This window comes from uncultured Endozoicomonas sp. (genome assembly GCF_947495845.1).
In the GTDB taxonomy this organism is placed as follows: Bacteria; Pseudomonadota; Gammaproteobacteria; order Pseudomonadales; family Endozoicomonadaceae; genus Endozoicomonas.
In genome coordinates this window covers 38608-56532 of sequence record NZ_CANMAO010000011.1, presented here as the reverse complement: position 1 = coordinate 56532, position 17925 = coordinate 38608, and the positions used below count along the sequence as shown (strand labels likewise).

General features: G+C 46.5%; 17 protein-coding genes. 10 read left to right on the top strand and 7 right to left on the bottom strand.

Going from position 1 to position 17925, the window contains the following annotated elements; translation table 11 throughout:
- Positions 1-122: 122 nt before the first annotated feature.
- From Q1B11_RS09575 to Q1B11_RS09565, 3 genes are read right to left on the bottom strand one after another with little or no spacing between them, the layout of a single operon-like run.
- On the bottom strand, positions 123-338 hold the full coding sequence (locus Q1B11_RS09575; protein WP_299731287.1) for a DUF3820 family protein: 216 nt from the start codon (positions 336-338) through the stop codon (positions 123-125).
- Between the two features lie 4 nt (positions 339-342).
- Positions 343-1071 carry an LrgB family protein gene (locus Q1B11_RS09570; RefSeq protein WP_299731284.1) on the bottom strand — a complete coding sequence of 243 codons (729 nt, stop codon included), beginning with the start codon at positions 1069-1071 and terminating at the stop codon, positions 343-345.
- Entirely contained in the window at positions 1064-1444 is a 381-nt protein-coding gene (locus Q1B11_RS09565; protein WP_157673384.1) for a CidA/LrgA family protein, read from the bottom strand. Before Q1B11_RS09565 ends, Q1B11_RS09570 begins: the two co-directional genes overlap by 8 nt.
- A gap of 120 nt (positions 1445-1564) precedes the next feature.
- Between Q1B11_RS09565 and Q1B11_RS09560 the strand changes: the two genes are divergently transcribed.
- The 7 genes from Q1B11_RS09560 (at position 1565) to Q1B11_RS09530 (ending at position 8633) form a co-directional block, all read left to right on the top strand.
- A complete protein-coding gene (locus Q1B11_RS09560) occupies positions 1565-3151 on the top strand; it encodes a chloride channel protein (RefSeq protein WP_299731277.1) in 1587 nt (528 codons plus the stop codon).
- A gap of 81 nt (positions 3152-3232) precedes the next feature.
- Positions 3233-3652 (top strand): protoporphyrinogen oxidase HemJ, encoded by a 420-nt coding sequence (gene hemJ / locus Q1B11_RS09555; protein ID WP_067515136.1) that lies wholly within the window; start codon positions 3233-3235, stop codon positions 3650-3652.
- Between the two features lie 291 nt (positions 3653-3943).
- Positions 3944-5134, top strand: a complete 1191-nt coding sequence (locus Q1B11_RS09550) for an acetate kinase (protein WP_299731269.1) — start codon at positions 3944-3946, stop codon at positions 5132-5134.
- 77 nt (positions 5135-5211) lie between these two features.
- Positions 5212-7302, top strand: coding sequence for a phosphate acetyltransferase (gene pta / locus Q1B11_RS09545; RefSeq protein ID WP_299731266.1), 2091 nt, complete (start codon positions 5212-5214; stop codon positions 7300-7302).
- 207 nt (positions 7303-7509) lie between these two features.
- Entirely contained in the window at positions 7510-7758 is a 249-nt protein-coding gene (locus Q1B11_RS09540; RefSeq protein WP_299731263.1) for a GDCCVxC domain-containing (seleno)protein, read from the top strand.
- A gap of 3 nt (positions 7759-7761) precedes the next feature.
- Entirely contained in the window at positions 7762-8250 is a 489-nt protein-coding gene (locus tag Q1B11_RS09535) for a hypothetical protein (protein WP_299731260.1), read from the top strand.
- A 59-nt stretch (positions 8251-8309) separates the two neighbouring features.
- Entirely contained in the window at positions 8310-8633 is a 324-nt protein-coding gene (locus Q1B11_RS09530) for a hypothetical protein (RefSeq protein WP_299731257.1), read from the top strand.
- Here the strand turns inward: Q1B11_RS09530 and Q1B11_RS09525 are convergent.
- Positions 8621-9592, bottom strand: a complete 972-nt coding sequence (locus tag Q1B11_RS09525) for a DUF481 domain-containing protein (protein ID WP_299731254.1) — start codon at positions 9590-9592, stop codon at positions 8621-8623. The genes Q1B11_RS09530 and Q1B11_RS09525 overlap by 13 nt on opposite strands.
- A 447-nt stretch (positions 9593-10039) precedes the next feature.
- Between Q1B11_RS09525 and Q1B11_RS09520 the strand changes: the two genes are divergently transcribed.
- From Q1B11_RS09520 to Q1B11_RS09510, 3 genes are all read left to right on the top strand, one after another.
- On the top strand, positions 10040-14782 hold the full coding sequence (locus Q1B11_RS09520) for a DUF4116 domain-containing protein (RefSeq protein WP_299731251.1): 4743 nt from the start codon (positions 10040-10042) through the stop codon (positions 14780-14782).
- Positions 14783-14913: 131 nt separating this feature from the next.
- Complete coding sequence (locus Q1B11_RS09515) at positions 14914-15231, top strand: MGMT family protein (RefSeq protein WP_299731248.1); 318 nt, start codon at positions 14914-14916, stop codon at positions 15229-15231.
- A gap of 1 nt (position 15232) precedes the next feature.
- Complete coding sequence (locus Q1B11_RS09510; RefSeq protein WP_299731245.1) at positions 15233-15451, top strand: hypothetical protein; 219 nt, start codon at positions 15233-15235, stop codon at positions 15449-15451.
- On the opposite strand, the gene Q1B11_RS09505 is transcribed toward Q1B11_RS09510, so the two are convergent.
- The 3 genes from Q1B11_RS09505 to Q1B11_RS09495 all read right to left on the bottom strand — a co-directional run bounded on the left by Q1B11_RS09505 (position 15448) and on the right by Q1B11_RS09495 (position 17901).
- Positions 15448-17004, bottom strand: a complete 1557-nt coding sequence (locus Q1B11_RS09505; protein ID WP_299731243.1) for an MFS transporter — start codon at positions 17002-17004, stop codon at positions 15448-15450. The genes Q1B11_RS09510 and Q1B11_RS09505 overlap by 4 nt on opposite strands.
- A gap of 106 nt (positions 17005-17110) precedes the next feature.
- Positions 17111-17596, bottom strand: coding sequence for a YajQ family cyclic di-GMP-binding protein (locus Q1B11_RS09500; RefSeq protein WP_299731240.1), 486 nt, complete (start codon positions 17594-17596; stop codon positions 17111-17113).
- A gap of 89 nt (positions 17597-17685) precedes the next feature.
- Positions 17686-17901 (bottom strand): dodecin, encoded by a 216-nt coding sequence (locus Q1B11_RS09495; RefSeq protein WP_299731238.1) that lies wholly within the window; start codon positions 17899-17901, stop codon positions 17686-17688.
- Between the last annotated feature and the right edge of the window lie 24 nt (positions 17902-17925).

The following is a 17925-nucleotide window of genomic DNA, read 5'->3' as shown; positions in this document are numbered from 1 at the left end:
TAACCTATTTTGATATTGTGATACTCAACTGCCAACAAGTAGTTGGCCAAGAAAGCCTTGCAGCGGTGAGTTTTAGACTCAGCAACATCAAAATGGTTCATTTGTACTTAAAGGCACTAAAGCTAAGTACCTTTCAAAGGATTAATCAAATCTTCAAGCCCATTAATCTTGATTTCCAGGGTAAGTTCCAACAAACGCCCAAGCTCTCCCTGAGGCATTCCCTCCCCGGAAAACCAGAGTAAATAAGGCTCTGGCAAATCGATCAGCCGGCGACCACTGTATTTCCCAAAGGGCATGGTGTGATTTGCGACTTTAATCAGGTCTTCTTTTTCAAACATACTGTTAAATCATCCATTTAATCAGCCACGGCACCAGGATAGGCATATAGATCGCACAAAGACACATGCCAAGGCTGGCGTACACACCCATGGTGATATCCAGCTCAAAGGCTCTTGCGGTACCACCGGCATGAGCATTCACTCCCATGGCAAAACCAACGGCTCTTGGATCCGTTACCCCAGCCATTTTGCATAACGCCGGCCCGACAATGCCACCGAATACACCGGAAATAATCACCACTGCGGCCACCAGCGGAATAATAGCGCCATAATGTTCTCCCATCACCAGAGCCACCGCTGTGGTGACCGCTTTGGTCGAGATGGACACCACAACGTCTTTTGTACCGCCAGACAACAGCGCCATACCCATGCCCAGCGTGACGGCCATTAATCCGCCCAGAACCAGTGAAATCACCAAAGGCCCCGCCAATTGCCTTAATGTATTCAACTGTCGTGAAAGCGGTATGGCCAACGCTACGGTGAAGGGCGCCAACAGCATTTTCAGTAAATCACTGTGCTCGTTGTAGGCCGTAAAATCTAACGGCGTAAATCGAAGCAGCAGAAAGATAATCAGGCTGGTGCTGAAAAGCGGATGGAACCAACCTTTTCGCCCCATACGAATAAAGAACTTTTCTGCCAGAAGATACGCACCCAGGTTAATCAGCAGAATCGTTACCGGGTTATTCAGTTGTCGAAAAGCCAGACCATGAGCAGCGATGAACAACTCATCCATGATGTTCGCCCTCAGACGCTTTCTCAAAACGCTTCAACAACCATTGCATCAATAACGCCGTCAGCACCAGTGAGACCGGCGTTGCCACCAGCATGGCAAGGGTAATAGGCAACCATTGTTGTAGAAGAAGGTCACTTAAAAAGAAGATACCCACACAACCGGGGATAAACAGCACCGCCAGATAACGAATACAGAACTGACTCACTTTATCCAACCCTTCGCTTTCGTTAGCCGACACCTGTAGATAAACGACGAGCAGAATCAAACCGATGACAGATCCGGGCACTGGCAAATCGAACAGATCGTTGACAATTTCTCCGGCAACCGTGAAGAACAACAAGGTAACAATTCCCGGCAGAATTCCTGAAGGCATAGCGTTTACTGAGAGGTTAATAAGGTAGCTGGGCATTTTACATCAAGTGCAGCACTGTTTCCCATAATTCGATAGACTACGCCTGTCTATTGACCTATTAGTTTTCAGCATCAGCCGTCCATGCCTACTAAGCCTTCCATACACAAGCTCAGAATGCGTCTGGCACAATCAGAAGCATTACCGCAGCTCACGCTGATAGCGTTGTTCACCGGCCTTTTGGCGGGTGGCTTGCTCGCTGTTTTTGAACAGATGCTTTATCTGGCCGGTGCTTTTTCTCAGCGTTCTCTGATACCAGAGCAGATATTTTCAACCATCTCTTCCGTGGAAAGTGGTTATGAATCCCTTCCTGCTCATTTGCGTTTTTTAGCGCCGATCGCTGGTGCCGTGCTGTTAAGTCTGCTGATTAAGCGATGCCCCGGGGACCAGCGTTCTTTCGGTATTGCTCATGTGATCGAAAGGCTGACCCTGAGCCGGGGCTGGCTACCGATTCGCAATACGATCATTCAATTTTTCGGGGGATTCATCGCCCTGATCAGTGGTTTTTCTGTGGGTCGAGAAGGGCCGGCGGTTCATATTGGTGCGGGCGTAGGCAGTTATCTCGGGCAAATTTTGCGGTTACCGGCCAATACTCTCGGCGTCCTTGCCGGATGCGGTGCCGCTGCTGCCATTGCCGCCTTGTTTAACACGCCCATGGCCGGTGTTATTTTTGCCATGGAAGTGGTGATGAAGGAATACACTCTGGAGAGCTTTATTCCGATCATGGCGTCTGCCGTGATGGCATCGGTGGTCACCCAGACGGTGTATGGTTCCACCACCGCCTTTCAGATTCCGGTTATCCCTCTGGCCTCCATGGAGGAGCTTCTTCTGACCGTTATTACCGCCCTTATTATTGGTTTACTCGCGGCCTTGTTTATTCGGGTAAATCTGTTTGCCATTAAGAAAAAACAGCAACGTTTAACGATACCTCTGCTTTGTGCAGGCTTACTGATGGGGATTATGGGTGTACTGATTCCATCCACCATGGGTGTTGGCTATGACACCATTCAGTCACTGCTTCATGGTGAAACGTTCACCATCAGTTTTTTAGTTATTTTATTACTGGCGAAGCTGGTCATTACGGCAGTTGTCGTCGGGCTTGGGGTACCCGGCGGGGTCATTGGCCCTTCATTGATGATGGGCGCAGCCACCGGTGCTTGTATGACGATGATTACCAGCCAGTTTTTCAATATTTCAACCGCGCAAATTACCTTTCATACCGTCATCGGCATGATTGCTATGATGGCCGCCGTTTTGCAGGCACCGCTGGCGGCATTGGTTACCGTGCTGGAAATGACACAAAGCTCTGAGATTATTTTGCCCGCGATGTTATCCATCGTGATTGCCTGTCTGACTTCCAGCCAACTCTGCGGCCAGCAGGGGATTTTTGCCATGCAGTTCCAGGTAAAAGGACTGAATATCCGAGTATCACCCATGGCACAGTTGTTGAATCGGGTCGGTGTTGCCAGCTTGATGGTAGATAATCGCAGCAGTGATGTTTTGAGCAATCCGCCAGCGCACAGCATTGATATTCAATCAACCGCCCATGAAGCGCTGAAGATGATGGATGATTACAAAGTTAACCAGTTGTTGGTCATCAAACAAAAAGCAGAAGACAAAACTAAACCCTGTGGTGTCATTACTCGTAAAAGCATCAGGCAGCTATTGTAAGTAACGGCTGTAAGTCGCTATTCAAATGAAGCTATATTCGCTACTCTCTGCTCATCAATAACGTATAAATAAGGCACCTCTATGCTATGGATTAAAGCGTTTCACATTATTGCCGTGGTCTGCTGGTTTGCTGCGTTGTTCTATTTGCCACGGCTCTTTGTCTATCACGCCATGAGCGAAGATCAGGTGAGCAAAGACCGCTTCATTATCATGGAACGAAAATTAATGCGGGGAATCGCCACCCCCTCAATGATTGCCACATTGGTTCTTGGGTTCTGGCTGCTGCATTATATTCCCGGTTATATGAGCGCCGGCTGGATGCACGCAAAGCTAACGCTGGTTGTATTGACTATGGGCTATCACCATATGTGTGCCCGATACATGAAACAGTTGGCCAATGGCACCAGCACGCACAGCCATAAATTTTTCCGGGTATTCAATGAAATTCCTGTTTTATTCCTGGTGGGTATTGTCGTTCTTGTTGTCGTAAAACCCTTCTGACGAATGGGCATGAGGCGTACTGATAGTGCGCCTTTTTATTCACACTGGTTAACAAACAACCTCATCTCTATACTGCATATACGCATCAATACGCAGTCCAATGACGCAGGTCAATGGTTATAATGGTTTCCATACCGTTTCTTTATTTAATGCCGTGACGCTTCATAGCGTTCGGTTCAGGCCGTAGCACATGGCGGGTTTGATAATTCCATTCATCAGGAATTTATCGTGAACTGCGCGGTCAATTTCATTAGTACACCTTTTTCACTGAATTCACTGGAAAGCATTTCTATGAGCAAAGACAGCGTTCTGGTTATTAACTGTGGCAGTTCTTCTCTGAAGTTTGCAGTTATCAACCCGAAAACCGAAGAGGAAAGCATCAACGGCATCGCCGAGCGCCTCGTGGGCAATGAAGCTTTTATCACTTGGAAAATCAATGGTGAGAAGCAGACTCTGCAACTCGGTGCTGCCGGTCATGAAGGCGCCATCGAAGCACTGGTTGGCGTTCTGCGTGACAACAACCTGATGGATTCTATTGAAGCCGTTGGTCATCGTGTCGTTCACGGTGGTGAGAAGTTCACCGCTTCTACCCTGATCACCGACGAAGTACTGCAAGGCATCGAAGACTGCAGCCATCTGGCACCTCTGCACAACCCGGCTCACATTCTGGGCATCAAGGCGTGCATGAAGTACTTCCCGGGTCTGCCACAATCTGCTGTTTTTGACACCGCTTTCCACCAGACCATGCCTGCTGAAAGCTACCTGTACGCTGTGCCTTACAGCCTGTACAAAGAGCACGGCCTGCGTCGTTACGGCATGCACGGTACCAGCTACCGCTATGTGAGCAAAACCGCTGCTGATATGCTGGGTCTGGATTACGACAACAGCGCAATTCTGGTTGCTCACCTGGGCAACGGCGCCAGCGCCTGTGCTATCAAGAACGGCAAATCCGTTGACACCACTATGGGTCTGACGCCTCTGGAAGGTCTGGTCATGGGTACTCGTTCCGGCGACATCGACCCGAACGTATTCAGCTTCCTGAACAAGCAGCTGGGTTACTCTCTGGATGAAATCACTGATATCCTGAACAAGAAGTCCGGCCTGCTGGGTCTGTCCGAAATGGACAACGACTGCCGCGTGATCGAAGACGCTGCTGCTGAAGGCAACGAACGTGCTCAGCTGACTCTGGACGTTTTTTGCAACGTTCTGGCCAAGAAACTGGCTGGCTTCGCTGCTGAAATGGGTCGCATCGACGCGCTGGTGTTCACCGGTGGTATCGGTGAAAACTCCAGCGTCATCCGTAAGAACGTTTTGAATCGTCTGTCTATTTTTGGTTTCGATATCGACGAGAAAGCCAACGAAGAGACTTTCCGTGGCAAGAGCGGCGTCATCACTAAAGAAGGCGCTACCGTTGCTATGGTTGTCGCTACTAACGAAGAACTGATGATTGCCCGCGATACTGAAACGCTGATTGCCGACTAAACTTTTCTGTAGTTTGATGATCTAAAAGAACAGGAGGTTATTTTAACCTCCTGTTCTTTTATGAGAAGGATTTTCTAATGCGCACATTTTTTCTGGCTCCCACCCGCTACGGTGCTGGCCTGACTTCCGTTACTCTAGGACTGGTTCGTGCCCTCGACAGTCTGGGCCTGCGAGTCAAATTCTTTAAGCCAATCGCTCAAATCCATGTTGGCGATACCGGGCCGGAACGCTCCACCAAACTGGTTCAGCGCATCATGGACCACGAACCACCAACACCCATTTCTTCCCATCGAGCAGAAGACCTGCTGGGTGACAACAAGGGCGATGTCCTGATGGAAGAAATCGTTGCCCTGTTCCAGCAAGCGTCTGAAGATTGCGACGTTATGGTGGTGGAAGGTCTGGTGCCAACCCGTGACATGCCATACGCCAACCGCCTGAACAGCAATATCGCCAAAACCATCAATGCTGAAATCATTCTGGTGTCCGAGCCTGGCAGCGATTCCATGGCCGATTTGGCCGACAAACTGGAAATTGCCGCTGATAGCTTTGGTGGCATCAAAAACCCTAATGTCATTGGTTATGTTCTGAATAAAGTTCCGCCTGAAGTGGCTGAGCGCATGAATACCGAAGGGCATTTCCAGAGCTTACCAGAATTTGCCCGCAAGTCTTTCCAGCCCCTTGGTTACATTCCTTTCGATACTAATCTGGCATCCCCAAGAACGCTGGATATCGCCCAGCACTTAAAAGCAGAAGTGATGCACGCCGGTGAAATTGAAACCCGTCGTGTGACGTCCTACACGCTGAGTGCCAGAACACCGACCAACATGATTCACCACTTGAAGCCGGGCAATCTGCTGATTACTCCGGGTGATCGTGATGACATTATTCTTGCCACCTGCATGGCCGCTCTGAATGGTGTGCCGTTGGCGGGCCTGTTGCTGACCAGTGGTATTCGTCCTTCTGATGCGATCATGGAACTGTGCAGCAAAGCCATCAACACAGGCCTGCCAGTGATGATCACTGAAAGTGATTCCTACAAAACAGCGACATTGCTGGATCGTCGCCATGACGAACTGCCCATTGACGACACCGCTCGTGTTGAAACCGTCATGGACACGATTGCAGCCAATCTGAACACCAAGTGGTTTAAGCAGCAGTGTTCTTCTCTGGCCGAGCGTCGCCTGTCTCCACCAGCATTCCGCTATCAGTTAGTAAGACGAGCACAGAAAGCCAACAAGCGTATTGTGCTGCCGGAAGGTGACGAACCACGGACTATTCAGGCGGCTGTGATCTGTCAGGAGCGTGGTATTGCCCAGTGCATTCTGTTGGGACAACGCACCGTGATCGAACAGGTTGCGAAAGACAATGGCATCACGCTGCCAGACGGTTTGGTGATCATGGAGCCAGAAAGTGTTCGTGGTCGTTATGTTGAGCCGATGGTTGAACTGCGTAAAGGCAAAGGCCTGACTGCCCCCATGGCAGAAGCTCAGCTGGAAGACACTGTGGTGCTCGGCACCATGATGTTGGCTATGAAAGAAGTCGATGGACTTGTATCTGGCGCCGTTCATACCACCGCCAACACCATCCGCCCTGCATTCCAGCTGGTTAAAACCAAGCCAGAAGCTGGCGGCCTTGTGTCGTCCATCTTCTTCATGCTGCTGCCTGATCAGGTTCTGGTATACGGTGATTGCGCCGTAAACCCAAATCCGGATGCTGAACAGCTGGCTAATATTGCCATTCAGAGTGCTGATTCTGCCGTTGCCTTTGGTATCGAGCCGCGTGTTGCCATGATCAGCTACAGCACAGGTTCTTCCGGTATTGGCGCCGATGTAGAAAGAGTTCGTGAAGCCACTGAGATTGTTAGAGCTAAACGTCCTGACTTGGTGATCGACGGACCTCTGCAGTACGACGCCGCTTCTGTCGAATCCGTAGCTCTGAGCAAAGCGCCAGGCAGTACGGTTGCCGGCCGAGCCACTGTGTTTATCTTCCCGGATCTGAACACTGGCAACACTACTTACAAAGCGGTCCAGCGCAGTGCCGACGTGATCAGTGTTGGTCCAATGCTGCAGGGTCTGAACAAGCCTGTAAACGACCTTTCCCGCGGCGCGCTGGTTGACGACATTGTTTACACCATCGCTCTGACAGCAATTCAGGCTGAAAACGATTAATTTATACCCGTTCTGCAAAACCTAAAAACCGGACTTTAACGTCCGGTTTTTTTATGCTGTCAGTAAACTGTCACACAACTTCTTTAATCTTTTATTCACACTGGCTTAATTCATGCAATAAAGATTCCGTAAGGAGGCCGATAACTCTTTCCTATGCCCAACATGAAAAGAAAATGAACGGTGCAAGGAAGCACCAGGAGACTGTAAATGAGTACAAACAATTCACCTTCAACATCCATCATCACCTGCCCTGACTGCATGCATCATGCGATCGAAACCATGCCTCAGGATGCCTGTGTCTATCTTTATGAGTGCAGAAATTGCCAAAAACTGATCACCCCTCAACAGGGCGACTGTTGTGTCTTTTGTTCCCATGGCAACCAACAGTGCCCTACTTCTCAAAGAGATAAAAAAGCTTACTCACCGATGGCTGTCACCGCTCAAAGTGCTGGTTAGTGAATGAAAAAAACGGAACCCAGAGAGAAGAAACCCTATCCTGAAGACGATCCAGTCACTCGGTTCTTACGGGATTTTGGGTACGAAGTATCCGCCTATTATATGGGCAGCACCTCGCTTCTTCTGGGCGCCAGTTTTGAATATAACGGGTTTGAAATTGTCTACCGAGTAGAAGGCGATACGATCATCATGGTGATATACCGTCGTCTGGATGATTCCGCCAAAGGTCTGAAAAACAGTTTTGAACCGTTCATTTGGTTTTCTGAGCGACTGATCTACGACATCCCTGAAATCAAATTCATGCGAGGCAAGCCAAATGCACTTCCTGCTTTAAAAGACAGCGCCCTTTCCTCCCAAAAACTCCTTCGATTCTATTGCCATTTGATGGGCGCTGAACCAGACCCGCAAATTGGCTGGTATCGCTTTGAGCTGGCAAACTACAAACCCATGCGCGAGCGTCTGCGAGAGCGCAAGTCATCGGGTTCTTCTTAATCAATACCTTACAGTGCCGTTAATAAATTATGTGTTTATTAACAGGCGTGATGAAGGTAATGAAAGTCAGAAAAACCCTGATTTACTCTCTGGACAACCAAGACCCGGATACCCTTAGCCGAAACTCCCTGCTCTATCGAGCTGCAAATTGGCTGGAAAACACCATGCGCACTTTTCAGGCAGAGAAAAACGATAATACACCGCTGTTTTCACCGGATCTTTCACCTGACCTATCACCAGATCTGACCGACTTTTCCCTTGATAACGATATGGACGACTTCCCTTTCCGTCGCTACCTCCTCAAAAGCCGCCCGTTTATGATACGACGTGGTCGTTTACCCATCTGCACCAATATGAAGCGCACCGGTCCTTACCACTGGTAGCCCACGCCCATCTTCACCCGGTTATCTACCTTTTTTGATTCTTCAGCCGGATCACTGTCGTAATCCAACATATGCGTCAGATTCCAGGTGATATGCTCTGTTAAGCCCACCTTAATCCCCTGAGTGACATTGACCAGTACCGTGGACTGATTCAAGCGAAAAAAGGTTCGGCTATTCGCAAAGTAATCCCAGCGTCGAAACAACGGCGTGCGATAGTTAAACCCCCAGGTCAAGGCATAGTCTTTCTGGGAAGGAGAGGACTGATAATCTTCCCAGAGGCGGCTGATACCACCACTGGTTCTCAGTGTTTTCTGGGACGTTTCCCAAAACCGATAACCCAGCGTGCCACCAAGAGACGTTCGGGTTTGTAAATCTTCTTCAGAATCGTACTCCTGCTCAGCCGCACCCTGAACAAACCAGTGTTCGGTCAGATAGCGACTGTATGAGTAGCCAAGTTTCCATTCTGAGCTTTTCACACCTTCGTCGTTTTCCAGATCTAAATCCCAGTAGACGGCATTCTTATTCCACTGATCATCAATATGAACCTGCCCTTCGACACCCACCAGGGATTTCTCATCATTGCCGGACTTACTGTCTAATGACGCAACCAGATTGCCTTTCAACTGCCAGCTATCCGCCAGTGCCGGTTTTGCGACATGAATACCCGCTACTGGCCACACACTGGAAAAGGATCGTTCACGACCATCACCATCGATAACGATCACTCCCGGCGTCAAACCTTTCAAGCTTCGAAGGCTAGCCTGTTTTTCACCGATCAAACTCACCCATAATTGTCGATCAGCACCCATCGAAGTGACGTATTTTAAGTCAAGCAAAACGGTGCCTACATACTTGGTTTTCAGGCTGAGCTTTCCGGCCTCCAGCTTTGTAATTTCGCCGGAGAGCACATCACCATTGTTCATCCATACCGTGTCGGCTTTTGCACTGCTTACAACCATCAGAGCTAACCACAAAAGTCTGAAAATCAAGCGACTTCTACACCTCATACCATGTCGCCTCATAAGTAGTTAACCACCTGAAGTCATATTTTCTGACTCATTGATCAGGCTCTCTGACTGCATTGCAACTCTGGTCACATAGCTCGCTATGCTCCCGTCGTTGCGCCTTGCAGAGAACCTGGTCAATAAGCCAAAAATATTCGATTCCAAATGGCCAACTACTTAGCAAAAAAACATCTGCCAGCCTGCTTGTGGAGCAGAACAAGGCCAGTTGGAACTAAATAATAAAGCTATTGTCTTAATATTGTCTTAAAAATTAGCTGTAGCTGAACAGACGTATAATCCAGAAAAACCGAATAAAAAATCAAGAGTAACTTATTGATATTAAGAATATTTAACCGCATCCAGCCCAATAACTTAATATCATAAGAAATTTAAGGAAATGACATGGACAATATTACGGGTCAGATATTTCAAAAAACACTTCAGTTAACTACAAATACTTTATCAGAAAAGCCTGAACATGTTTTGAACTCTGCAAAAGCGCCAGTTGCAAAATATAACGCCCGGACAGCAGAGCCCATCTCGACAGAAGAAAGCCACAATGACCGAAAAAATTCTAATGCAGCCAGATTTGCAGAAAAGCTTATACATAATGTAATGGCTGATGCACTTTCAGCATCAAAAAAAAAGGATCTTGGCAAGCGATTAACCAACGTTATTACAAACACCAGTGATCCCCTTTTTACTAAACCGGAAAAAGTAGGGGTAAAGCTACCTGAAACTCAATTTCCATCAACACAAAATTTCCTGATAAGTCCGCCTCAAAGCGAAACCCTATGCAGAGAAAATCTTGGCGGCAAAGGCTGGTTTCTTACAATAATGCAACAAGCGGGGCTTCCCGTGCCTCCATTCAAAGCGATTAATCAACAGTTATTTTCTGCCATTGAACACCATCCATTAAGCACTCATTTATTAAGTATCTTCTTTTCAGGTCACCTGCTAATGAGCAGCCAGCCAATCAGCATTAGTGACATCAAAGAAACCATTCTCTTGCTTCCAAGAAAGAAACGCAGTGAGCTGATTACCCAATTAGGAGAATGTATCAGCAGTGAAGAGTTCTACAATGAAGTATCCGCTTTGCCGGGCAGCCAGGAAATCAGAAACCTCTTTTCACAACTACAAGAGTCGCAACCTGATACTGCGTTTATTGTCAGAAGTTCCGGTATCAAAGAAGATGGCTACGGTGATGCCCAGGCCGGTAAATACGATTCTCACGTTCATCTGAAAGGCGATATTTTAAAAACCTGCCTCAGGGTTATGGCTTCTGGTTATCGCCCTGAAGCCTGCCTTCCAGAGGACGTTCCTCAGCCCATGGCCATGGTGATTCAGTCCTGCATAAAGTGCAGTTTTGGTGGCGCCATTATCAGTCATTCATCGTTACAGGATGATACCATTCAATTGGAATACACTCTCGGGCAGCCCAAAGGGGTTGTTGATGGCAAGTTTGGCGTTACTCCCCATCAATATAAACTTTCCCGAAGCGGTCAGACTGATAACGCACAGTGGATTGAAGGTAACATCCCCCAGTATTTCGTGCTTAACCGGACAGAGCAAGGCTGTTCAGAAGATCCGGTGATCAACACCAATACTGACAAAGACAAAGAAAAGCTACCGCCAGCACTCCTTCAGGAAATACAAAAACATATTGAAACCCTCGAAAATATGCTGTGCTGCCCGGTCGATGTTGAGTTTGCCGCTGATATGCAGAGAAAACTGCACATCGTTCAGGTTCGCCCCGTAACACGTCTGGCAGGAGGTAGCTGCTTTAATGCTGCCCCACCTCCACCTTCGCATATTGATGGCATACTGGTCAGTGAGGGCTGTTGCAGTGGTCCAGGTGTATTATTGAGCGAGAAAATTGACCCGCTATCCATTCCGAAAAGTGCCATCATTCATGCCGAATGTGCAGCCGAATGGATGATCGAACCAGACGTACTCAAACGTGTGGGTGGTTTCATTTTAAAAGATGGCGGAACCAACGACCACGTTGCCATTACGCTAAGACAGGCAGGCATCCCCTGCCTGCTAGCCGGAGATCAGTTTAAGGTACCGGATGGGTCTGACCTGACATTAGTTGCCGGCCTCTTTAATAAAGAAAAAGGGGCTTATCTACTACCGGGTGATCAAACCGAAGTCTGGAAAGCAAATAGAACGTCTTTGGTTCCAGACTATGCTGCAGCCTTGAGTCAGTCAAAGTCTTACATAAAATCCACAGTCACCTTCAAACAACCAGATCAGGGATTCCATTGGTTAAATCAACAGAATGATAAGCTACTCGCTTACTTCGAGCCTGGTCGACTGTTTCAGTCGGTACTTGGCCCGGAACAAAGTAAAGCGCTCAGCATGTGCCCTGAACGATCTCATATCCTGAATCAGTTAAAAGAAGAAGTGAATCATTTCTATTACGAGGTTGAACTGTTTCTTCAAGGCTATGAAGCTTTTCTACAGTTAGCTGGAGATAAGGAAAATGCTCAACTAAGGGAGTACAATAATGAGCTGGAGTTACTGAAAGCATCAATGGTCACTATCAGAAAAACCTGTTCAGAGCTGGTTCATAAACTATCAGAGGGGTTAACAGACGCTCACGAGATTCCAAACCAGCCAGTCAATTTCAAAGACTGGCTGAAGAACTGCTCAGAACTGAAAAAAGTCATACAGCGTCAACATAACCCTGCTACACCTGAAGATGTAAAGACTGCCCATGAGATGATTCTCTTTCTTCATAAACGATTTGTGTCTGCACTGCAGCCTGTTGCCATCAATTCAGGCCTTGGAACCATTCAAAAAACAAACAGAACAAAATGGATCAGATTTTCAAACGCTGAGGACAGTCAGTTTTTAAATGACGAATGCAGAGCCATTATTGCCAAAAGCTTCAAATACATTGATAGCACTGTTACCCAGCTTCCCGGAGCCTGTATCATTACTTCACAAAATGGTACTCATTTATCAACAATAGGAGTTTATGAGAAGGCAGAAGGGACTAAAGGTAGACAGTTACGTTTATCAATAGCAGAAGATCTTTCATATATACCAGGCCCGGATGCCAGATCAAAACGCTTATGGTTTTTTGCCTATCTACTAAAAAAACTGAATATTGATAAAAACTCCAGTGAATTGATTGTAGAATTCAACCCCGTCTCTGAAAAATTGGAAATTGAATGCAACAATTTTAGATCACACAATGAAATAATAAGCAGCTTTATAGAAACAATCTCTTCAATCCCAATACTTGAGAAATTACACGACACATTTAATTTATCACATTTTCTTGAATGGAAAAAAGAAGATTTAATCAGAAACATAAAAAATATCAAAAAAATAGAAACCACACATATAGAAGACAGTCTATTCAACATAGGCCTTTACCATTGCGCAAAAAGCAAGCACATCGACGAAAACGAAAGAATTAACTTATCCAAAAAGCTCCCCAAAAAAGACCGAATTATCTTGAAAATATTTCAAGACTTTCCTTTTCAACTTGAACCTGAAACACACCATCAAGAATCTTTCTTAACCATATTCAAAAAACATTTAAACTCAATCAACTCCGAAGAAGCAGAATTGATAAAAAAGGAGGTATGCTTGGCTAGCATACTATTGAGTGCAAATTTCGTCAGACACCTTCCCAAAGATACCTTGCATGCGATTGCTAAAGATATTGTTAAAGAACCCATAACTTGTCTGTATTATGCTAGTGAAGATGATAAAGGTGATTTCCAATTTAATTTGTCAGCAGTAACCTCCTATGGATATGACCTTAAATATGCCAGCAAAGAGCTACAAAACGATAAAGAGATTGTCATAGCGGCTGTTAGCTCCCATGGTGATTCACTTAAATATGCCAGTAAAGAACTACAAAACGATAAAGAGATTGTCATGGCGGCTGTTAGCTTCCATGGTGGTTCACTTGAATATGCCAGTAAAGAACTACAAAACGATAAAGAGATTGCTACGATTGCAATAAAAAATCACCCTTGGGCTTTTCATTATATTAGCAAAGAGCTAAGAAATAATAAAAATATTGCCCTTCTGGCAGTTGAGGGTAAAGCTCAGAACATCGAAGGTGTCAGTGATAAGCTAAAGGATGATCAAGATGTGGTTATGACTGCAATGAAAAACTATCGTGGCTATTTTCAAATCTTAAAGTCTGCTGGTGAAAAATGCAGAAACAATCCAGATATAGTCCGGACAGCAATTGAAATAGACACCTCTAATTCCTGTTACATTGGAGACAAGATACGTAATAACAAAAGCATCATATTAAGCATCATTAACCAACATCCTGAACTCTATTATATTCTTGGCGATGAGCTCAGAGATGATGAAGATATAATCTTTGCGCTAATAACCATAAACCCTGATGCCTACATAATTTGTGGGAATAAGCTAAGAAACAACAAAACATTTTTATTAAAACTGATCAAACTTGTTCCAGATACCTATAGAATATGCAGTACAGAATTAATGCAAGATAAAGACTTTATCATTAACATGACAAGAGCTAACCCTGATGCGTATCATCTGACAAATTACCCACTCTGTGATGATAAATCGTTTATTTTACAACTAATGGACATTAATCCAGACGCATATAAACTTGCAAACGGCGATATATGTAACGATGAAAACTTTATCAGGCAACTAATAAAAAAACGGCCTGAGGCCTATAAAAAAGCGGGTGACGAACTGCGTAACAATGAAGCATTCATCCGCTCTATGATGGAAATAGATCCTGAAGCTTATCAAATTTCTGGCCGTGAATTATGTGCAAATTCAGATTTTATTCGTTCACTACTGGCTGAACACCCTACCGCTTACAAGAAGGCTAGCTATCCTTTAACAAATGACGGCACATTCATACTGTCGCTCATGTATGAGCATCCAGAGGCTTATGAAATTGCTCACTACAATCTACGCAATGATGAGTCATTCGTACTGAAAATGATGAAAATAAACTCGGAAGCTTATAAAACTGCAGATTATAAGTTACGTGGTAGCGCTGAATCCATTGTAAAGATGATGCGTATTAATCCTGAAGCATTTCACATTGCTGAGTTGAATGTGCAGGAAAACAAGCAGCTCTTAGGATATTTAAGAACGCATTTTCCAGATTTTAAACATTAGAATACACCTCAATTGATGAATTGCCCCCTTCAAGCATAATTTCTCACGGGTATTATTTACGCCCGTGTAAATTATTTTCTACTGCGTTAAGCTCCAACTGAACACGTTGTATCTGTATTGGAGATTTCACGTTGACTACCCCATTCACTCCCACAGAGATCTGGTACCTACTAAGCCGAATCCCTGAAGGCCATGTGGTCACTTATGGTCAGTTGGCGGATATGGCTGGCGCTCGTGGTTATGCCCGGGTTGTGGGCAATATTCTGAAACAACTGCCTGCTGGCAGTGACCTGCCATGGCACCGAGTCATCAATGGCAAAGGCGAGATTTCTTTTCCAGAGGGTAGCAGCCGCTATAACGAACAGAAAACCCGACTGGAAAAGGAAGGTGTGACGTTTTTATCCGGAAAGGTTAACCTGAAAGCCTATCGATGGCATGGAGAGGATTAACATGGAAGGCGCTCCGGAAGACATTGCTCTGGCAGTTGAGATCATCCGCCAACTTGAAAACCTGAATTACTCCGAAGAAAGTATCCTTCAGGCCATGATTATGATTTTCAGGGATACGTTGAACAAACTCCCCGACGACGGCAGTCGTGAGTATTGGCAACAGAAACTAATCACTGAAGTGATGAATGCCTCAGAAAAACCTGCCAATGGAACCCATTAATTCTTGGGCTCCACTGATTCCATCAGCCGCCCAACGTACGACACCAGCCAAAGTACAGGCAAACCAAGCATCGCTGAACCGATAAAGAACATCGGATAATCCACCGCATCGACAAAGGTGCCGGAATAGCCTGCCAGCAGTTTTGGCATCAGCGTCATCAGTGAGCTGAAAATGGCATACTGCATGGCGGTGAATGCCCGGCTGGTAAGGCCCGAGAGAAACGCAATAAACGCGGCTCCAGACATGCCACCACTGAGGTTATCTGCAGCAATCACAAGGCTGAGAGAAAGGCTTGATGGCTCAAGGTTGGCTAACACAGCAAACAGCAGGTTTGATAACGCCGCCAGCAATGCACTTACCCAGAGAATTCTCAGCACACCATAGCGAACCGCCATCACGCCGCCAAGGAAACCACCAGCAATGGTCATAACCAGACCGAAGGTTTTGGTGATGGTGGCAATCTGCGCTTTTGTGTAGCCCATATCGTCGTAGAAAACATTGGCGATGGTACCCATCACCACATCGGCAATCCGGTAGGTGCCCACCAACAGCAGTATATAGAAAGCCACCTTGCCATAACGTTCAAAGAAGTCAGCAAAAGGGGCTATATAGGTTTCCCGCACCATGGCTTTTGGCGCTAATTGCATTCTGGTAAGAAACCAGGCTGTCAGCCCAGCCATAAATACGCTGGATAATAACCGTAATGAGCCCGTCGCAAATCCTGCCAGCGACGAGGCGATATCCTGTTCAATGAAGATTTCTCTCAAACTGTTCAGAGGGCTTGCAAGCTGAGTGAACGCAGTGACAAAGGCAGCCGCAGAGATGATAAACAACAAGAGGAAGCGCAAATAATCCACCACACTGCGATGGGACTCCGCAGCGCGCTCATTGTTGACTGGCTCATCAATCACTAAGGTCGTAATAAGGCCAACCAACATAAAGCCCGCCATACAGCGATAAGCCCATGCCCAGGCCTGGTAGTCGTAAACACCATCCGTGACTGTAAACCAACTCGCCAATGCCAAAGCACCGGCACCCGCCACAATCATGCCAATACGGTATCCGGCAATATAGGCAGATGACATCATTGCCTGAAGCTCGTCGTCCGCCGCTTCAATCCGGTAGGCATCAATCACAATATCCTGTGTTGCCGAAGAAAACCCCAACATCACAGCACCGGCTGCCACCCAGAAAAGGCCATCCACCGGGTTATTAGCTGCCATAAACAGCAAAGCTCCAACGATGGCCAGCTGAGATACGAGTAACCATGAACGACGACGACCTAACCAATGGTTTAAAACCGGGAGTGGAATGCGATCAACCAACGGCGCCCAGACAAATTTGAACGAATAGCCCAGCGCTGCCCAGCTGAAAAAGGTCACAGCACTGCGCTCTACTCCCGCTTCGCGAAGCCAGAGAGAAAGGCTGCTGAAAATCAATAGAATAGGAAGACCGGCAGAAAAGCCGAGAAAAAGAAGCGCGATGACTTTCGGGTTTAAAAAGCTCCGACAGGCGTCGCCCCAGCTCTTCGATGTATTGGCTGACAGCCCCATTCCGTTTTCTCCGAAAGCTTTTTTGATTTATTGCGTAGGTTTTACAATGATAAATAAGCGTCGGCAATCCCAATGGGATTACCGACCTACATGTCGCGCTGAAGCCTCAATCTCTGAAGTTATTAAACTGCAACGCCATATCCAGATCTTGTTCCCGCAGGAAAGCAATCACAGTTTGCAGGTCATCCCGCTTCTTACCGGTTACCCGCACCTGCTCACCTTGAATGGCGGCCTGAACTTTCAGCTTTTCATCTTTAATCAGTTTGACAATTTTCTTGGCCAGATCTTTATCCAGCCCCTGACGCACTTCAACGTCCTGCTTAACCTGTTTACCAGAACCGTAGTGATCCTTTACTTCAAGACATTTAACATCAATGCCTCGTTTCACCATTTTGGTTTTCAGCATTTCGACCATCTGAGCCAGCTGAAAGTCCGCATCGGTGGTCATAACGATGGTCTTTTCACCGCTTTTTTCATAGCTGGCATCAACACCACGAAAATCAAAACGAGTGGTCAATTCACGATTGGCCTGATCAACCGCGTTGGTCAATTCATGCATATCCACTTCAGAGACGATGTCAAATGAAGGCATAGTGCAAAACTCTCCTGAGGGTTTTAAAAAATAATGCCCCCTATTGTATCCGAGAAAGTGTTGCAGAAGGCAATAATTAACAAGACGACTTATTGATCACGGCCTTTCATGCGAAAACCAATCTTCACCGTTACCTGCCAATGGGCAATCTTTCCATCTTCAATATGGCCACGGGTTTCTACTACTTCAAACCAGCCCATATGTTCAACACTCATGCCAGCGGCAGCAATAGCGTTTTGAATAGCATCGTCACTGCTGACGGTGGAGCTGCCGACCAGCTCGGTGAGTTTATAAGTGTGACTCATGGTGTCTCTCCTTATCGTTTATGG

What these genes read in the sequence shown, in the direction of transcription:
- Q1B11_RS09575 (WP_299731287.1), bottom strand. Translation starts at nt 338, where the DNA reads ATGTTTGAAAAAGAAGACCTGATTAAAGTCGCAAATCACACCATGCCC.
- Q1B11_RS09570 (WP_299731284.1), bottom strand. Translation starts at nt 1,071, where the DNA reads ATGGATGAGTTGTTCATCGCTGCTCATGGTCTGGCTTTTCGACAACTG.
- Q1B11_RS09565 (WP_157673384.1), bottom strand. Translation starts at nt 1,444, where the DNA reads ATGCCTTCAGGAATTCTGCCGGGAATTGTTACCTTGTTGTTCTTCACG.
- Q1B11_RS09560 (WP_299731277.1), top strand. Translation starts at nt 1,565, where the DNA reads ATGCCTACTAAGCCTTCCATACACAAGCTCAGAATGCGTCTGGCACAA.
- hemJ (WP_067515136.1), top strand. Translation starts at nt 3,233, where the DNA reads ATGCTATGGATTAAAGCGTTTCACATTATTGCCGTGGTCTGCTGGTTT.
- Q1B11_RS09550 (WP_299731269.1), top strand. Translation starts at nt 3,944, where the DNA reads ATGAGCAAAGACAGCGTTCTGGTTATTAACTGTGGCAGTTCTTCTCTG.
- pta (WP_299731266.1), top strand. Translation starts at nt 5,212, where the DNA reads ATGCGCACATTTTTTCTGGCTCCCACCCGCTACGGTGCTGGCCTGACT.
- Q1B11_RS09540 (WP_299731263.1), top strand. Translation starts at nt 7,510, where the DNA reads ATGAGTACAAACAATTCACCTTCAACATCCATCATCACCTGCCCTGAC.
- Q1B11_RS09535 (WP_299731260.1), top strand. Translation starts at nt 7,762, where the DNA reads ATGAAAAAAACGGAACCCAGAGAGAAGAAACCCTATCCTGAAGACGAT.
- Q1B11_RS09530 (WP_299731257.1), top strand. Translation starts at nt 8,310, where the DNA reads ATGAAAGTCAGAAAAACCCTGATTTACTCTCTGGACAACCAAGACCCG.
- Q1B11_RS09525 (WP_299731254.1), bottom strand. Translation starts at nt 9,592, where the DNA reads ATGGTTGTAAGCAGTGCAAAAGCCGACACGGTATGGATGAACAATGGT.
- Q1B11_RS09520 (WP_299731251.1), top strand. Translation starts at nt 10,040, where the DNA reads ATGGACAATATTACGGGTCAGATATTTCAAAAAACACTTCAGTTAACT.
- Q1B11_RS09510 (WP_299731245.1), top strand. Translation starts at nt 15,233, where the DNA reads ATGGAAGGCGCTCCGGAAGACATTGCTCTGGCAGTTGAGATCATCCGC.
- Q1B11_RS09505 (WP_299731243.1), bottom strand. Translation starts at nt 17,004, where the DNA reads ATGGGGCTGTCAGCCAATACATCGAAGAGCTGGGGCGACGCCTGTCGG.
- Q1B11_RS09500 (WP_299731240.1), bottom strand. Translation starts at nt 17,596, where the DNA reads ATGCCTTCATTTGACATCGTCTCTGAAGTGGATATGCATGAATTGACC.
- Q1B11_RS09495 (WP_299731238.1), bottom strand. Translation starts at nt 17,901, where the DNA reads ATGAGTCACACTTATAAACTCACCGAGCTGGTCGGCAGCTCCACCGTC.